The organism is Acinetobacter sp. CIP 102529 (genome assembly GCF_000368325.1).
Lineage (GTDB): Bacteria > Pseudomonadota > Gammaproteobacteria > Pseudomonadales > Moraxellaceae > Acinetobacter > Acinetobacter parvus.
On record NZ_KB849355.1, the window covers coordinates 1,520,496 to 1,538,495 of the forward strand.

18 protein-coding genes and 1 pseudogene are annotated in these 18,000 nt (G+C 42.7%); 5 read left to right on the forward strand and 14 right to left on the reverse strand.

From position 1 onward, the window contains the following. Window position 1: 1 nt before the first annotated feature. Window positions 2-739, forward strand: a pseudogene (locus F972_RS12675) (EamA family transporter); the annotation flags it as partial. After that, entirely contained in the window at window positions 736-1,599 is an 864-nt protein-coding gene (locus tag F972_RS12680) for an EamA family transporter (protein WP_004683366.1), read from the forward strand. The pseudogene F972_RS12675 and the gene F972_RS12680, both read left to right, overlap by 4 nt. 26 nt (window positions 1,600-1,625) lie before the next feature. Here the strand turns inward: F972_RS12680 and F972_RS12685 are convergent, their stop codons facing one another. Both F972_RS12685 and truB read right to left on the reverse strand, forming a co-directional pair. Further along, window positions 1,626-2,078 carry a hemerythrin domain-containing protein gene (locus tag F972_RS12685; protein ID WP_004683367.1) on the reverse strand — a complete coding sequence of 151 codons (453 nt, stop codon included), beginning with the start codon at window positions 2,076-2,078 and terminating at the stop codon, window positions 1,626-1,628. 197 nt (window positions 2,079-2,275) lie between these two features. Further along, window positions 2,276-3,169: a tRNA pseudouridine(55) synthase TruB gene (gene truB, locus F972_RS12690; RefSeq protein WP_004757032.1), complete on the reverse strand. Its 894-nt coding sequence runs from the start codon at window positions 3,167-3,169 to the stop codon at window positions 2,276-2,278. 137 nt (window positions 3,170-3,306) lie between these two features. Here truB and F972_RS12695 point away from each other — a divergent pair, with 137 nt between their 5' ends. Beyond that, the gene (locus F972_RS12695) at window positions 3,307-4,350 is read left to right on the forward strand and encodes a lipase secretion chaperone (protein WP_004769898.1); all 1,044 of its coding nucleotides are present in this window, start codon (window positions 3,307-3,309) and stop codon (window positions 4,348-4,350) included. A gap of 106 nt (window positions 4,351-4,456) precedes the next feature. After that, a complete protein-coding gene (locus tag F972_RS12700; protein ID WP_004683372.1) occupies window positions 4,457-5,431 on the forward strand; it encodes a lipase family alpha/beta hydrolase in 975 nt (324 codons plus the stop codon). A 58-nt stretch (window positions 5,432-5,489) separates the two neighbouring features. On the opposite strand, the gene rplS is transcribed toward F972_RS12700, so the two are convergent. From rplS to ispH, 12 genes are all read right to left on the reverse strand, one after another. Beyond that, window positions 5,490-5,861 (reverse strand): 50S ribosomal protein L19, encoded by a 372-nt coding sequence (gene rplS / locus F972_RS12705; RefSeq protein ID WP_004660214.1) that lies wholly within the window; start codon window positions 5,859-5,861, stop codon window positions 5,490-5,492. A gap of 194 nt (window positions 5,862-6,055) precedes the next feature. Then, window positions 6,056-6,796 (reverse strand): tRNA (guanosine(37)-N1)-methyltransferase TrmD, encoded by a 741-nt coding sequence (gene trmD, locus F972_RS12710; RefSeq protein ID WP_004678720.1) that lies wholly within the window; start codon window positions 6,794-6,796, stop codon window positions 6,056-6,058. A gap of 45 nt (window positions 6,797-6,841) precedes the next feature. Next, entirely contained in the window at window positions 6,842-7,390 is a 549-nt protein-coding gene (rimM, locus tag F972_RS12715) for a ribosome maturation factor RimM (RefSeq protein ID WP_004757024.1), read from the reverse strand. A 19-nt stretch (window positions 7,391-7,409) separates the two neighbouring features. Beyond that, on the reverse strand, window positions 7,410-7,667 hold the full coding sequence (gene rpsP / locus F972_RS12720) for a 30S ribosomal protein S16 (RefSeq protein ID WP_004678724.1): 258 nt from the start codon (window positions 7,665-7,667) through the stop codon (window positions 7,410-7,412). A gap of 418 nt (window positions 7,668-8,085) precedes the next feature. Further along, window positions 8,086-8,586: a type IV pilin protein gene (locus F972_RS12725; protein ID WP_004757023.1), complete on the reverse strand. Its 501-nt coding sequence runs from the start codon at window positions 8,584-8,586 to the stop codon at window positions 8,086-8,088. Between the two features lies 1 nt (window position 8,587). After that, the gene (locus tag F972_RS12730; RefSeq protein ID WP_004757022.1) at window positions 8,588-9,148 is read right to left on the reverse strand and encodes a type IV pilin protein; all 561 of its coding nucleotides are present in this window, start codon (window positions 9,146-9,148) and stop codon (window positions 8,588-8,590) included. A gap of 15 nt (window positions 9,149-9,163) precedes the next feature. Further along, a complete protein-coding gene (locus tag F972_RS12735; protein WP_004757019.1) occupies window positions 9,164-13,321 on the reverse strand; it encodes a pilus assembly protein in 4,158 nt (1,385 codons plus the stop codon). Window positions 13,322-13,339: 18 nt separating this feature from the next. Continuing rightward, entirely contained in the window at window positions 13,340-14,164 is an 825-nt protein-coding gene (locus tag F972_RS12740; protein ID WP_004769901.1) for a hypothetical protein, read from the reverse strand. Beyond that, on the reverse strand, window positions 14,161-15,207 hold the full coding sequence (locus tag F972_RS12745; RefSeq protein WP_004769904.1) for a PilW family protein: 1,047 nt from the start codon (window positions 15,205-15,207) through the stop codon (window positions 14,161-14,163). Before F972_RS12745 ends, F972_RS12740 begins: the two co-directional genes overlap by 4 nt. Then, entirely contained in the window at window positions 15,207-15,713 is a 507-nt protein-coding gene (gene pilV, locus F972_RS12750) for a type IV pilus modification protein PilV (RefSeq protein ID WP_228127129.1), read from the reverse strand. Before pilV ends, F972_RS12745 begins: the two co-directional genes overlap by 1 nt. Beyond that, on the reverse strand, window positions 15,713-16,177 hold the full coding sequence (locus F972_RS12755) for a GspH/FimT family pseudopilin (protein ID WP_004757013.1): 465 nt from the start codon (window positions 16,175-16,177) through the stop codon (window positions 15,713-15,715). The genes pilV and F972_RS12755 overlap by 1 nt, the downstream gene beginning before the upstream one ends. A gap of 140 nt (window positions 16,178-16,317) precedes the next feature. Beyond that, entirely contained in the window at window positions 16,318-17,268 is a 951-nt protein-coding gene (gene ispH, locus F972_RS12760; protein WP_004769907.1) for a 4-hydroxy-3-methylbut-2-enyl diphosphate reductase, read from the reverse strand. A 102-nt stretch (window positions 17,269-17,370) separates the two neighbouring features. On the opposite strand from ispH, the gene gmk reads away from it, so the two are divergent. After that, complete coding sequence (gmk, locus tag F972_RS12765) at window positions 17,371-17,994, forward strand: guanylate kinase (protein ID WP_004683385.1); 624 nt, start codon at window positions 17,371-17,373, stop codon at window positions 17,992-17,994. Window positions 17,995-18,000 lie beyond the last annotated feature (6 nt).

The window sequence follows — 18,000 nt, forward strand, 5'->3', positions numbered from 1 at the left end:
TATGGGCGCAATGATTTTGGCTGTCATCTTTAAAATCTGGAAGATCAATTTCAGCAATATACGCTGGAAAGCAATCCTCAGCTACGGCATGGCCCTCGCGGGGATGAATGCCTTGTTTTATTTATCGCTAGAGCGTTTACCTTTGGGCTTAGCGGTTGCCTTTGAGTTTATCAGCCCTTTAAGTGTTGCACTATTTCATGCACGACAGCGCTATGATTTTATCTGGGTGGGCTGTGCCATTCTAGGCTTGATATTGCTATTTCCCTTACAACAGGCCCAGCAGGGTCTCGACCTAATCGGTGTATTGTTTGCGGTCTGTGCAGGTGCATGCTGGGCATTTTATATCATTGCAGGGCAAAAGCCCTCTGGCATTTCTGGCAATCATACCGTTTGTTTGGGGATGAGTATTGGCATGTTATGCTTGCTGCCTTTCGCGGCTTTCTCTGGTGCAGTCGGGCATGTGTTTGAACTGCCAAATTTATATTATTTTATTGGACTGGCAATTTTAGCCAGTGCCCTACCATTTTCATTAGAGATGATCGCGCTGCGCAATTTAACACCTCTTAGCTTTGGAACCCTAATGAGTCTGGAGCCTGCTGTGGCAGCTTTGTCTGGATTTATTTTTCTGGGTGAAACATTACTGTGGAATCAATGGCTGGCCTTGATGACCATTATCATTGCATCCATTGGCTGCACCGTGACCACCCAGCATGCCCGTCAGCAAAAAGAGGCCCTATGAAAAATCTCCAATTGCTTGCCGTGCTGTACATGGTTTTATCCATGGTGGCCTACCAGATCAGTGCCTCATTTGCCAAACAGTTGATTGCAACCCTTGATCCATTGACCGTCACGATTTTAAGGCTCTGTTTCGCCACGGTTCTGGTTACGATCATGTTCCGTTCATGGAGGATTTTATCCAGACTTAAACAGCTCAAATGGCGAGACTTGTTACTTTACAGTGCGTCTTTAGGTTGTATGAACATCCTGTTCTACAGTTCTTTAGGAAAATTGCCACAGGGAATTGCTGTGGGGCTGGAATTTATTGGACCCTTGGGTCTGGCCCTGCTTTCAATTAAACAGCGTAGCGATTATATCTGGGTGGCTTTTGCGATTTTAGGCATTGCCCTGATGGTGCCGTGGCATGATGCCAATGCCCAAAACTTTTCCTATCTCGGCGCGGCATGCGCACTCGGGGCTGGTTTCTTTTGGGCCCTGTACATCTATTTCGGGCACCGTGTGGTTCAGCAAAATATTGGCATGCATGCGCTGACCATTGCCATTGGCCTATCCGCCCTCACTTTACTGCCTTTTGGTTTGTGGAATAATGCACCCGCTTTGCTGGATACCCAATACTGGGGCAAGGCACTGGTCATTGCCCTATTGGCAACCGCCATTCCCTATGCGCTGGATTTGATGGCACTGAAACAACTCAGCAAATTGAGTTATGGCACCCTGTCGAGTTTGTCACCTGCTTTGGCTGCGCTCGCAGGCTTGGTGATATTACATGAGCAAATCAGTCTGCTCCAGTGGGTTGCATTGTTGTGTATTATTGTGGCGTCTATCGGGGTGACGTTTCGTCGAAAAAGCCCCACCCCATAGACTTGAATCTAAATACTCACTCATTTTTATTTCGGTTTTTCGGCCTTTTTATATTTCCGATATTCTGCCAGATACTTCTTGCCCAAAGTTTCTTTTTCTTTGTCTGCTAGAATTTTACCCGCTTGTTGGAAAAATTTATGCTCTTCTTCTTGCAAATGATGATGCACGGTTTCACTGAGTTGTTTGGCAATCCCCAACCAACTTGGACTACTCATTTCAGTCTCTTCCAGTTTCTCGACCAATTCATCCATTTCATGATGCTCTGCTAAAGCATGACGTGTGATATCCAGACCAACATCATCAAACATTAAAGGAATATAAAGAAAACGATCTTCTGCAACTGAGTGGGCATAGAGTTCATTTTTAAGATCTTCAAATAATTGTTTTCTTTCTTCACTCATGCCACTGGTTTTGATTAATTTTTCGGAAAGATCACGTTGACGCTCATGACTTTCTCTTAGTGCTTCAAAAATATTCATCCATCACCTCTGTTGTTATTGTTTATTGTTGGCTAGCTGAACAGCAAGATGCGTTGAGATCACATCCTACTGTTTGACTTGACTCGCCTTTCATACTAGAAAGTGTCTATTTTTTAAACAATTTCGATTTGCGTATCTTTGTGTATAAGAATGTTATCTTTCACCTCAACTTATACTGCTAAATGCTGCATGTTTTATTATAGGTTCAACAGGCGTTTTGGTACAAGGCGTTTTTTATCGGTGATTTCCGCCAGCCCTAGACAGCGTTCGCCATCAAATACCAGCACCTCAGCCGCCGCCTCATGCTCAATATTGCTTTCCTGACCGTTGCAGAAATACTTTTCACGGCCCTCGGGTAACTGTACTTTGGGAAAATGCTCAACAGGTGCATAAACAGGTAGTAATAATGCATCACGCTGTTCCAGAGTCAGGCTTTCCAGATATTCAATGCTATAGTCTGGATTAATCTCAAAATGCCCTGTTTGAGTACGATGTAATTTTGTTAAATGTCCACCGCAGCCCAAAGCTTCCCCAATATCCTCTCCCAAAACACGGATATAGGTTCCCTTGGAACAGGTCACGTCCAAAGTCAAACTGTCTTCAGTAAAATCGATCAGACTTAATTCATAAATCGTGACTGGACGTGCTGCACGTTCAATTTCAATCCCCTGACGTGCTAACTCATACAACGGTCTTCCATCGCGCTTTAACGCCGAATACATCGGCGGAACTTGCTGAATATCGCCACGAAATTGCTGCAACACCGCTTCAATTCGTTCAGCTGTTAAAGCAGGAACTTCACGCTGTAACAATATTTCCCCTTCCACATCTCCAGTGGTGGTGGTTTGCCCTAGCTTCACCGTGGTTTGATAACGCTTGGTTGAATCCAGCAAATAATGTGAAAACTTGGTCGCCTCACCCAGACAGATCGGTAACAGGCCTGTTGCAAGCGGGTCCAGGGCTCCTGTATGTCCTGCCTTTTGCGCATTAAAAAGACGGCGGACTTTTTGAAGTGCGCAATTGGAACTTAAACCTAAGGGCTTATTTAATAAAAAAACACCACTCAGATGGCGATAAGAACTTTTTTTCATAAATGAAAAGTCAAACTATAAAGCGGTATCTTATCAAAACTATTCATCGGATTTTTAAAAATTACGTGCTTAAAAAAGCAACAAATATGATAAATTTATTTTCGTTTTTGAAATTTAAAGCAAATGGATTATGCTGAATGAATAAAATTAGAAAAAAAATATTCTTATTATGTAGCTTCTTGATCATTTCAGTTTCAATGCTGAGTGTTGTGTACTGGTTATACCCTCAAGATCAGCAGCCACAGCTCGAATCAACTGGTCAATCCAGCAACACCTTTAATTCAGCAGACCATTCAGATAATTCAGGCCCAGCACAGGCACGTGACGCAGCTTTTAACAGCACAAGCCAAATGGATACTGAAATCAACTGCAAACTACAGTTTAATGCATCGCAAAAATTAGTCGTGAATGAGCTGACCCGAGACTGCTTTGAATATTTCATTTCCCAATATGGCGAACGAAATATTGATGAAATCCGCCAGAGTTTCCAGCGCTATGTTGCCCAAGGTTTTCAGGCATCAGAGCAGCAGCAGATTCAGGAATTATGGTCACGTTATTTGAGCTATCGGGAACAACTGAGCAAATTGCAGATGAATCAGCCTGCTCAGGAAAGTTATGGCTATTTTCAGGCAATCTTCGATGCAATGCATGACCTAAAGCAGCGTTTCTTTTCTCAAGTTGAAATTGAGGGCCTGTTTGGTACAGAGGACATTTACCAGCAATACACGCTTGACCGTATGCGCATTTTAGAAAATAAAAACCTGGATGCTGTCAACAAGGCCAAGCAGCTACAACAGCGCTTTGACCAACTTCCCCAGGATTGGCAGGAAAACCTCAAGGATTTATCCAAACTGGAAGATTTACGTTCCTTAACTGAACAGATCAAGGCCAGAAATGGTTCAGCACAGGAATTGCGGGATATGCGGGTCAACCTGGTTGGCGAAGCTGCCACCCAACGTCTGGAACAACTGGACCAGCAACGCTCAGACTGGAAACAACGCGTACAGTCCTATCTGGATGAGCGCAAGACCATTGTGGACAGCAATATGAGTGCATCGGCCAAAGATCAGGCCATTCAACAGCTCAAACAGCAACAGTTCCAGTCCGCACAGGAACAGCAACGTCTACAAACATTTGAAACGGTCTATGACCAAGGAGGCCCCTTACCCTTTAGCAACTAGCAACACCCAATACAAGACATTGAAATAATGCGATTTAGCACGGATGCAATGTCAGTTCGCAAGAACATGAAGCCCCATATGAAAAACAAAAATTGAGAGTAATATCATGCAAAAACTTATTCGCTATCTTGCCGTATCCATTATGGCAATCAGTGCATCAGCCAGCTACGCTTCCAACGCCACCCAGGTCAAGGAAAGCTTTGTGCTCTCCAGCTATGCCAAAACCAAGTATCCCATTGTTTTTGTACATGGGGTGGCAGGTTTTTCACGCGTTGGAAGTGACCCACTAGGCGTTGATTATTGGCATCAAATCCTACCTGACCTTGCTCGTAATGGTGCAAATGTCTGGGCGACACGACTTTCACCTTTTAACTCAAATGAAATTCGTGGTGAACAGCTAGTACAGCAGGTTGAGGAAATCCTTGCCATTACGGGACAGCAAAAGGTCAACCTGATTGGTCACAGTCAGGGCGGCCCAACCATTCGCTATGTTGCAGGCGTCATGCCAAGTAAAGTGGCGTCACTCACCAGTGTCAGTGGCACCCATAAAGGCTCGCCTGTCGCCAGCCTGATCACGAAAGTAGATGGCACGGGATTAGGTACTGCTGGCGGGGCTATTGTCAACTTTTTCTCTGGTGCAATCACTTGGGCACAAGGACTTGATGCTAAAAGCTATCCACATAACGCGATGGCGGCAGGACGCAGCATCTCGGTTGAGGGCTCAACGGCATTTAACACTCGATTCCCAATGGGTGTACCAACCACAGCCTGTGGTGAGGGCACTTATCAGGATAAAGGCATTTATATGTATTCATTCTCTGGCACACAGGCGCTGACCAACATCCTTGATCCACTTGATCCCTTGTTTGCAGGAACGAGCCTGATTGTTGACATCAAGGGTGACAATGATGGTATGGTCAGCCGTTGCAGTGCCAAGTTTGGTAAGACGGTGCGGGACAACCTACCTTGGAACCATGCTGATGAAGTCAATCAGGTGCTGGGCTTGAAATCAATTTTCGCACCTAACCCAGTGGATATTTACCGTCAACATGCCAACCGCCTGAAATTGCAGGGACTATAGAGCAGACATAAAAAAATGCGCCAAAGGCGCATTTTTTTGCTTTACAACAAAGTTAAAATTAACCTTGTTTACGCGCTGGTAACTTTTCACGAATACGTGCAGCTTTACCAGACAACTCGCGTAGGTAGTAAAGTTTAGCACGACGAACGTCACCACGACGTTTCACTTCGATTTTAGCAACGATTGGAGAGTGAGTTTGGAAAACACGCTCAACACCAACACCGCTAGAAATTTTACGAACTGTGAAAGCAGAGTTCAAACCACGATTTTTCTTCGCGATTACAACACCTTCAAATGCTTGAAGACGCTCACGGTCACCCTCTTTTACTTTTACTTGAACGATAACAGTGTCACCAGGAGCAAAAGCAGGGATATCAGTTTTTAACTGTGCATTTTCAACAGCTTGAACTAAAGGATGTTTACCACTCATTGTGGAATCTCCAATATGTGCGGGAGAGAAGAGGTCTCTTACACCGCTGGGAATAGAGGCTAAGGCGCATATCTCCCGTTTAACTTTCCCTTTAAAACAGAATGTCTTAAAGAGCCTATTTTTAACTTAAACCAGGTTTAAGTAGAACTCGAAGCGAAGCTTCTCGTCTGGTGCAAGGATCAACCGATATAGGTTTAATCCTGCGAATTTTGTAGCCATTTTTTTTGCTGCTTGCTCAACTCGAATTTTTCCACCAACTCTGGTCGACGGTCCAAAGTACGCTGATAGCGTTGCAAAAAACGCCATTTTTCGATATTGGCATGATGTCCTGATTTAAGTACCTCAGGCACATCTAAACCTTCAAAATGGTCAGGTTTTGTATATTGCGGACAGTCTAATAAACCATCCACAAAAGAATCTTGGATCGCAGATTGCTCGTCAGACATGACATTTGGCAATCGACGAATAATACTATCAAGCAATACCATTGCTGGCAGTTCACCACCCGATAAAACGTAATCCCCAATTGACCATTCTTGATCAACATAATGCTGGATTAAACGTTCATCGACCCCTTCATAACGCCCACACAATACAATCAAACCATCGTAATCAACGAATTGCTGTACTGCCTGTTCATTTAGGGTTTTGCCTTGCGGTGACATATACACCACTGGGGCATGAACACAGCCTGCTTGTGTTGCAAGTTGTTTAGCATGGATAATTGCTTTTGCCAAAGGCTCTGCCATCATCACCATACCAGGACCACCACCGAAAGGACGCTCGTCCACCCGTTTGTAGTTGCCCTCTGCAAAATCTCGCGGATTAATACAAGTGACTTGTACAATCTGTTTTTTTGCGGCTCGACCGCTAATCCCGTACGCTGTAATCGCTTCAAACATTTCAGGAAACAATGTGATGACTGCAAAAAACACCGCAGACTCCTTAATTTTCCTGCTGCGCTACCATCCTCTAAAGAGTTAGTAATCTACGCCCCAATTGACGTAAATGCGACCAGCTTCAAGATCAACACGCTGTACCACATCTTTATGCCACGGAATCATTCGCTCTTCGGCATCAATACTGTCAGCAGTCGCCTTGACCACCATGACATCATTGGCACCTGTTTCAAAAAGCTCAAAGATTTGACCGAGGTTGACTTCCTGTTCATCATCACCAAGACCCAATACCATTAGGCCTTTTAAATCTGACCAGTAATACTCATCCACATCTGCTTTTGGAAGCTGTGATTTGGCAATCCAGATATTGGCAGCGACTAAATTTTCTGCACCCGTGCGATCATTCACGCCTTTTAATGCAACAACTAAGCCTTTGCCATGTGGTTTCCAACGTTTTACATCTATGGTTTGCCAACCTGCCTTGGTCTCAATGTACCAAGGGAGGTAGTCAAATATATTACTCATGGGTTCAGTATTGGAGTAAACCCAGAGCCACCCATTCAGTCCATAAGCTGAACGTAACTGTCCAATCTGAATACGATCTTCGGGTACACTCTGCGTTGGTGTCATGGGCTATCTACTACAATACTTATGCAGTAGTCGCAGCTTTTTTAGCTTGAGCAGCTAAAGAAGCAACACGCTCAGAAGGTTGAGCACCTTGTGAAATCCAGTGTGCAAAACGGTCAGCATCTAAACGAACTTTTTCCGCTTGACCTTGTGCAGTTGGGTTAAAGAAACCAATACGTTCGATGAAACGACCATCACGTGCATTGCGGCTATCAGTTACAACGATTTGATAGAATGGACGTTTTTTTGCACCACCGCGCGCTAAACGAATAACAACCATGAGAACAACCTTATAATTTTTACGGATTATCCCTGCGCCGACCATCGGCAACACTTCAAACCCCTTTGATAGAGGGCAGTATTTTACGTTATTTTTGTTTTGATTGAAAGTAAATAATCTGTTTATCTACAGGTTTGAATTTAATCTTGATGCGATCTGCACCTACCAGTCTTCCGAGTTTCTACCACAACCATTGACGGTAATACTGGCTGCTGTCTTGGTTTTGCATTTAAAGCATGTGCTGGTTAATAATGCAGAATAATTTCGGGGGTTTTCACTCACTGCTTTCAATGAGCAGGTTTATGAATTCACAATGAGGGTAAGTGTAAAGTAAGCATCCGCTGGAAACCTGAACCAAATTGAAAAATAGGTATGGGGTTCAGCGGACGCTTACGAAAAACTCAATATCTCAGATGATCTACCTATCTTCCCAAGATGAGCATGTATCTGGCGGGATAATTTCTCCCCCTCCTCCTAAACGACTCATGAAATTAGGACTATCATTATTTTTATACCAGCATTGCTGTCCCGTATGTGTTAGAGTCACTGCTCCCAAACCTGTCTGTCCACCTGTTGGGGTAGCCACCAAACGCCATGTTGTTCCGTTTTCAGCCCCACTCCCCAAAGTTGCACCAACATTATCAGTTAAAGTAATGGTGTAGGTCTGGCTCCCAGAATTTGGAAAGTTCGCATTTCCACCAATCACCGTCATACTTGCATCTTTAAAACTACGGTTAACGAGTTTATAACTGGCAAGTTTATGCGAAAGCTCCATCAGATAAGATTGAACTTCAATCCGCTTGGCTCGTTTGGTATAGTTTTGGTAGCTGGGATAAGCAATAGCAGCAATAATCGCAATAATGGCAATCACGATCATCAGCTCAATTAGTGTAAATCCCTGTTTGATTTTGCTCATCATTTTACCAATCCTTTGAGTCATTACCACAATCATCACTGGTTGATGTTAATATAGGTGTAGAACTACTTGAATCGTAAGGTTTCATACACTTTAGCCCTAACGAATTAAGTAAAAGTGAATCAGACTTCTTTAGAATCAAACTTTTACTTTGGTTCGGTACAGCAATAATTTTCCAGCCTTGTCCCAATGCAGAATCCTCCAGCGACTGAGTTTGCGGATTAGCCTTGAGTGTATCACTTGGGGCATAGGTATAATTAATATCCATTACCCTGATTTGATAATCATATTCAGTACTACTACTTCCATAAGGGAGGTTCACGATCCCTTTCTGCCCACTTCCTGTATTTTGATGTTCAGGAATATACCCCGCATAAGTCAATTGTTTACTACGGTAATTTTCCAACCGTTCAGAAATTTTTAACATTTCTGCCTGAGCCTGAGCTTTTCGTGTTTTTACAATAAAATATTGATAGCTTGGGATGGCAATCGCTGCAAAAATTGCAACGATTACCAATGTCACCATCAACTCCAGCAAGGTAAAGCCTTTGGAGGATTTTAACATTTATTAAATACCTCCTTAACGTTCATACCATCGGGTTGGTTTGATTTTACGGGCTTGTGAATAGCTATACAAATTCTGATTAGTCAATGATGTTTTATTATCAGGACAATGCCCCACACAAGCCTCCTGATTAGCAGCGACAGCTCCTACCAACCCCGAAGTACGAGAATTTTCTGTGGTTAACCCCATAATTGGACCTAAAATACCCTGATAATCCTGTTTAACATAGGCTGCACAGTCTGCATACGGTGCACAAATACGATGCGTGGTTGACAGTCCCTGCACACCTCCACCACAACCACTTGCAACTCCATTTAAACTTGCTTGAGAATCGTACACATTGACATATAGATCATTAGAAACCAATTGAGACTCTTCAAACGATTTTGAATATTTTTGTGTACTATTATCTCCCACAGAACTTAAATCAAATTTCCAGCCACGTTTTGCCCCTGATGGTCCCATTTCAGCAACAGCCTTGTCATCGCTAATACTTCCATTCGTTCCCCAACTACTAATCGTAGTGCTGGTTTTACCCAATATACCACGAGCCAGAATATTATTGCTGGTGGCGACTGCTTTAAAGTTAGCGTCTGCATAAGTTGTGCTTTCAATTCCTTTTACTGCAGCATCATAGTCCAGAATTCCATAGACCTTGTTATGCGTATTACTTGCTTCCAGTGGGAAGCTACGATTACCCGAACCTGCGCTAACCAATACAAAACGATTAGTACCATCCCCAAATATTGCTGTCGTTAAACGATCATAAAAACGTGGTACAAATAGATTACTTCCTGAACCCTCTCTCAGGTCGGCAATCCGTTTCACACGCACACCAACATTGACATTGGTTGCGGTCGAGGTTTGGGCGGCATTGTTTAAATCTACACGGAACATTTGCCCACCAAGGTCAGCAAAATAGATCATGTCGGCTAAACCATCTGCATCATAATCACGTACTACAGGCTGCCCAACAACACTGTACAGCATCTCTGACGATGTGATTTTTTTATAGCTATCTGCTACGCCTGTTGTATCTGAACTTGCCATCCATAACAATGTACCATTACTCGCATCAACAATATAAATTGCATTGCCCTGCGTTGCAGTTGTCGGTTCAGTAAATGTTGCATTGTTTCTTTCATAAACAGCAGCATCATAACCTCCACCAAAGATCAGAACACGTTTACGTACCCCTTTCACACGAATATCCGCAAGTGTTGGCTTAGACCAAATCTGTCCCATACGAGAGAAACCTGTCGTACTTGGGGTAATACGGAACAATAAGGATGGACTGGTTGGCGTTTTGATATTTAAACCATACAATGCTGCACCCCCCATACGTAAACCACCATAAATATTGATTTTAGTTGCTTCGTATTTGGTCGTTGATGCTGTACCCGATGTTGTGGTTTTTACTTTAAAGGTATTGTCTGCTGTCCATGGCGCATCTACGCCATAAGACATTGTGCCAGTGGTTTTAAATTCCCAGTTTGCCAGCGTCTTACCACTATCATTATCGAGAGTTTCTTTAGGTACAAAGACTGATTGCTCTTCACCGTTGCTGGCATCCACCACATGCAATCCGCCCTCCATTGAACCATACACCACATATTCTTTACGGCTACCAACCCCATTACCATCACTATTAAGGGTAGCAGACTGCGTCACCACCAATGGTGTAGAGTGAATCACTCCACCCAAATAACGGTAAGGACTCGTTGGCGTGGTTGCCAAACCATTTACATCTGATGTTGTTAAGGTCGTACCTGCGCTCGCTTGATATCCCAAATAATTGAGCAAGTTATAACGTTGCGCCACAGTTATATTGGTAGTATTTGATAATGCGGCTGGATCTGTACCTGAATAGTCCGTTGCCAGATTGGCTTTTGTCACTTTTTTAAGTGTTGTACCATCTATGGTAAACACGTTACGAATACTGTCTGATTTACTTGGTTCATTCTCTATATTTAATGTAGAGGGTACAGGAATTTTATTCCATGCCCCACCACTCTTGACTGAGGAGTGATCATCTGTGATTGCGGCAATTGACCATAAGTCTTTAGCGCTACTATTAATCACCTGTTGATTATTGGTGGTGGTATAAATAGCATTATTACCACTGTCTTTTAATGTTCCTCCTAGCACTTTATATTTTTTCAAGTTACCAGCCCATGTCATTACATTAGTTGCCTCTTGAGGCAAAATCATGGGGAAAAAACCTGTACTCATCATCCTGGTTTGATCCAGTGGATCACGCGGTACAGAAATTGAACCTAAACTGGAAGGAGGAAAGGTTACTTTTACATTGTTTACAAAGTTAATAATACTATTTTTAATATCATCTGAGTTTTCAGCATAATAGAAGCCACCATCGCCATAATCCTTACTTCCCCACAGACAGGCATTTTTTGCATCATCATTTGGTGCACTGGCACAATTGTAAGTTCCATCTGCATTTTTGGTTAAACCTGCAAAAGATGCTCCAAACCCTACTACCGCCGTTTTAATATTCATATCAGCAGGATTTTTTTGCGTATTAGAACTGTCCGTACGGTTACGCAGCTTTTTGGCAAATTCACCGATATATTCCCACCCCCCTGTTTCACCTGCAAACAAATCTGATTTTAATGTTGGTGAAACTAACCCACCTGTAGGCTTGGCAGCAAATTTATAAGTCGCATTGTCGCTCAAAGACCTATTAATAATGGTTTGTGCCATCGTATCTTTAGTCGAGTTCGGTGCACCATCAGTCAAGAAATAAATCCCATTTCCATCACAACTATTGGTTGAACCACCTGCAATATAGTTATTTCCATTCTTTGTTTCACTCTCTGAATATGCAAAACCACCTACGAGATTCTCATTGCTGCCATCTAGTGAAAAAGGATTGGTACGATATGATACCAGTCCATTAATACTATCTGGATAAGGCCAGACCGTTCCAACTACTGGCTCAATGTCTAATGGTTCACTCGGCACCTTTACCCAACCATCGAACCGCCAGCCGACTGGAAGTTTTTTATAAGCATCCCATAATGATACCATCCCACCGCCAACAGCAGTTTTAAAGTCATTATAAGAAACTTTGCACCATCCAGCATTCGCACCGCTCTCTTGAGTACATGAACCATTATAAGGCTTTAATACTAGAGTACCTGTAACTGTCTTATTAGTATTATCCCATTCAGGCCAGTTACTCGGACACTGCTTTACGGTTGCACCCAAAGCAGTTGTCGTACCACCACCTGCAGTGGCACAAAGCAAATAAACTTGCTCTGATCCTTTTTGTTTAAGCATATAACCATCATAGATATAACTTATTTTTGTCGCTGTAGTGGCCGCACCTCCTGTATTCGTTCCCATCATATAAGCAGCAGCTTCTGCATAGGCATGAGCTGTTGGTGTACCACTGGCTGCTTTCGTAATATTAGGGTAAGCTTGACTAGAAATCTTTAAGTTAGCATTCGCAGTACCATCTTCATTTGTGGTGGTATCAATAGATTTAATTGCAGCCAGTGCTCGGGCAATTTTTATGCGTTGGGCATTATCTAAAGCTGCATTTGCGACTACAATTCGCCCTGAGTGTCCATCGACCAACTTGGTAGGTACACTACCAATAGTTAGTTCTGTTTTGGAGGAAAATTGCCCCAACCCCATCACGACAGTATCTAACAGGCCTGCTTTAGATGTGTCTGCCAACAAAGGAAGAATTGCATCTTTTAAACGTGACAAACGATCGTATTGGGTTACGCCTCCACTCGTACATCCACGTACATAATATGGAATGGTTGTTCCGCCAATAGTGACACTTTTATAAATAGAAGTCTTGTTATAAGTTGGACTGGCTGGATTAGTGTCTCTTAAATTATATGCCCATTCCTTAAAATTCACTGCTGTTGAATCTTTATAGTCATTCTTATATTCCTTGACATCCACTCGTTCACAAAGCGGTGTTGTTACATCTCCTGGGCTTCCATATTGGTTGGTGCTGGGCAGCACTAAAGAACTAATCCCCATACTTCCTGAAGTATCCAGCATCAGTAAAATTGAGGTTTTCCCTGTGGTATTACCCTTATAAAGGCTTAAATCACTGGCGAAAGTCGCAGTACTGGTTGGCAAAAGTCCAACTGGGAGCATTGCCATCATTATTACAAGAGGTTTTAATTTCATTTTATTCTCCCATTCCTTTTAGCTATTGCTCTTACTATCAGACAAACGCACCACATACTCTGCCGTTTGCGTATTGATAGGCACACCCAACTTATTTAAACACTCATGTAGAGTCTCAACTTTCATCTGTGCAGGTGAAGCACTACTATCCGCCCTATTTTTAAGCAGTGAATCATCCATCATACGTCCTTTTAAACAGGTATTCATATCATCCACCGAAGCCGAAGCAAGCGCTGGAGTAAATGATGTTACTGTGACCCGAACACGCTTGGTTTCAATATTTGCTGCATCCTTTAAATCATTGCCTTTTGTAGCCAGATCGAAACGTCCCATTTCAACTGCTGGGTCGTCAGGATTCACCACAGCAACTTGTGTCACCAATGCCTTACGACTAATGGAGAACATCGTGGCAGGGTTACACACTGCATCATAATTTCCCGACTCTGCCGTACTTTTTGCATCTGTTGTGGTTGCTGAATTACGTTCGATAATACGAAATTCACGCAAATCAAAAAATAAGTTATTTTTTAAAGCATTATCAGAACCTACCTCAGTTGGTTTAAAACAAAACTGGAGTTCCAAACCCTGATTACCATCCAGAAAAACCTGACCAACTGGCGTACCACCTAAATTAGTTGCTTCATTGTCATTAAAGTTCTTTTCTAATCGTGCTAAAGCAACATCAGAGGTTTGCATCAATAAAGTTTGTACTTGTGCACTAGTCGCCATTTTTAAATTAAAAATACTATGGCGTATGGCATACACACCACCAATACTAATCAGCACCAATAAAATCAGCACTACAATAAGGGTTGAACCTTGTTGATAGGAATTTTTTTTCATGGAATGGTGTCTCCTAAACCACCATTACGTAATGCAACGGTTGTCGTGTATACATGGCGCATATATTTATCGTTCGGTGCAGTTAGCGTTTTATCCAGAATCTTATAAGTCCCAACAGTACCATTTGGAACTGTTTCATTAGAGCGAGTCAGTAATCCAAGATTAATGCCTGTAATGGCAGGACGATGCGCTGGGGTCGCAGTGGTATTATCACTATCAACAGCTAAAGCCAAGTAGTCATTTATTCCAATGGTTGCCGTAGTAATTGTAGGAGGCGTTGTTGTTATATTATTATTACGTACAATGAGTTGAACACGCATATACTCTACATTCCGTGCAATCATTTCTCCTCCCGAACCATAATCAGCATTGAGCGTTTCTGGATCTGCAATTGTCGTGGTATTCGAGCCTACAGTATGGGTCTGGTTAACTGGCTCTCCTTGTGCAGTAAATAAAGCATCTGAACAATATAAATCTGCTTCATTACTGCTACTTCTTTTTTTAATATAGTAGCGTTCCACTACATACCAACCACGGGTCAAAGCCGTTAAACTACGCACTGGACCTTTAACATTCCGCCCTGTACAGGTCACCATATTTTCAGGAGCCTGATAAATAATTACCAACTGGTCACTTTTAGGGTATGTACTGACAGCACTGTCGTTATAGGCATTTTTAGAGATATAGTTATCCCCTGTTATATTAGAACCATCCGCTTTCTTTAAACCTTTTAAATTACCATCTGGCGTTGCTGGAGGTGTACCTGCTCCCGTTGTGGTTTGGGCACTCAACACAATACCACCATAACGTGTCTCGTCATTCATTGCCCCTGCATTGCCATGATTGGCTAAACGGATATTTTTAGTCACTGCATTTAAACCAAAAACCCCACTGTCCTGCACAGAAGCTGCTGCGGTCTGAATTCGATAATTGACCTGCCCACTCACCAAGAGTTGAATGGCTACAGCAACCAGAATTAAGCCCAATGTTAGGGAAATCATTAACTCAATGAGGGTAAAACCAGTCTGGTGTAATTTATTCATCAATATGCCTCCAGCACTAAACAGTGTGAATCAGGCGCATATTTACCATCTGTACTATTTAAACAACGATCGCTAACAGTACCTGCTCCAATGGTTGCTGTGGTTGAATCCCATGCGGCAATCAAACAAAGTCGGGTTTGGGCACTAGAGGTATTGGCACAATCTGCCACACCTAAACTTATACCCTTAGTATCTGCAAACTGCTTTTGGGCATACAAATCAGCCAAAGCCTGGTTGTCACTATTACAATTTTTCGCTGCAACACATGTAGGTACGGTAGTGGGAACCGCTGCTTTATAATTCCCCGTGGTATTGATACGAATTTTTTCTGCCAAACCATTTAAAATGACCAAAGCATCAGAACGATTTAAGGCTTCATCTGTCGCTGCGGTCGCTCTTACCTGTAACGCAACAAAACCTAAAATTGCAATCGATAGAATGACCATTGCAACTAGCACCTCCATCATCCCCACACCTTTTTGGGCGTTATACATCATTTTTTTCATTAACACGCCCCACCCTCTGTTACTGTAATGACACCTGGCCCATCTACATTAATTGCAAAAGATTTATTGTTACCACATAAGGTAATGGTTTTATTTGTAGTAATCCCCTGCGGATTAAACAAGAAATTATTATCACTTCCTGATTTTATAGAAACGAGACTATCAATTTTTGGAAGTAATACACTGTCCGTTTTCTGCTTATCTGAAAGTGAACTGTATCCTGTAATATTTGCACCACAACTGTCTTTAGTAATGGTACTCGGACAAATGACTGTGGGACTACGTGTTAGAATCGCTCGGCTGCGTCCTTGTTGAATACCTGTTTTCATTTCCATTACAGATAGTTTAAGTTTCTGATTGATTTGCATTGTACGAAAAGAAGGAGCAGCCATCATTGCAATAATCGCAAAAACAGCAATCGTCACCATCAACTCAATTAAGGTGAATCCCCGATTTTTCCCCATCGCTTACACCCAACTCTTTTAAAATTCCTTACTCTATATTAAATTGTATTTTTACAGAACCAATACAAAGCAGATAAGCACCCAAAAAAAACAGATGGAGTGTCATCCATCCGTTTTGAGTTCACATTTTTCTATACAAATTAGGCCTGAATCACTTGTATCCGTAACTCTTTTGGCAAACTAAATGTAATATTTTCTTCACGACCATCCAACTCTTGCGGAGGGGTCGCACCCCAATCCTGTAACCGCTGAATGACCTGCTTGATGAGAATCTCAGGTGCAGATGCGCCAGCTGTCACACCAATTTTACTGTCTGGCTTAAACCAATCTTTTTCTAGTTCATCTGCATTATCGACCAAATAAGCTGATTTACCCATACGCTCAGCCAGTTCACGCAAACGATTTGAATTGGATGAGTTTGGCGAACCCACGACCAATACGACATCACATTTCTCCGCCAAGTCACGTACCGCGTCCTGACGATTCTGTGTTGCATAACAGATATCATCTTTACGTGGTCCCTGAATCTTTGGAAACTTGGTTCTTAGGGCATCAATTACTTTGGCTGTATCATCAATCGAGAGTGTGGTTTGAGTGACAAATGCAACTTTATGAGGATGCTCAACGACCAAAGCTTCAACATCCTGTTCATCTTCAACCAGATAAATCTTTCCACCACCAGATTTATCATATTGCCCCATTGTGCCTTCAACCTCAGGATGCCCCTCATGCCCGATCAGAATGGCTTCGGTGCCCTCACGCGCGTACTTGGTTACTTCAATATGAACCTTGGTGACAAGTGGGCAGGTTGCATCAAACACTTTTAAGCCACGGCGATCCGCCTCCTGCTGTACAGACTTGGAAACACCATGTGCACTAAAGATGACAATGGAATCATCAGGAACCTGATCAAGCTCATCTACAAAAACAGCACCTCTTTGACGTAAATCATCCACCACAAACTTGTTGTGCACCACTTCATGTCGTACATAAATCGGTGGGTCAAAACATTCCAATGCACGATTGACGATCGCTATAGCACGGTCAACACCAGCACAAAAACCTCGTGGATTGGCGAGTACAATTTCCATAACATCCCCTCTCATCATCTGAATATTTACGCCAAACTATTTCGTTTCATGGCACGCTACACTACAATAGCCAAGATATTTTATCATATCAGGAAAAATATCATGTCGGGTCTATTGTTTGTCGTTTCTGCGGCATCAGGAACAGGCAAAACATCTCTCGTTAAAGCCCTACTCGATCGAGTCAGCAACTTGCATGTTTCTGTCTCACACACCACACGAAGCCAACGTCCTGGTGAGCTTGACGGTGTTCACTATCATTTTACTGATACTGAAACATTTTTGGCCCAAGTTGAACAGGGCGGTTTTATTGAGTATGCAGAAGTATTCGGAAATTATTATGGTACGTCTCAGGCTAAGGTAAAAGAACAATTACAACAAGGCCACGATGTATTACTCGAAATTGACTGGCAGGGTGCTGAACAGGTACGTCGGCTTTTCCCTGAATCAAAACAAATTTTTATCCTCCCTCCAACCCAGTACGATTTAAGACAACGTCTTTCCAACCGTGGTACAGACTCAGTGGATGTGATTGAACATCGTCTAAGCTGTGCAGTGGAAGATATGCGTCATTTTGCCAATTTTGACTACGTGATTATCAATGACGATTTTAACAAGGCCGTTCATGATTTGGAGGCGATCATCACTGCCAACCGCTTGGTCACCACACAGCAAAGCGCCCGCCACCAACAACTCATCGCAAACTTGATTACGCTTAATCGCGACTGACTTTAA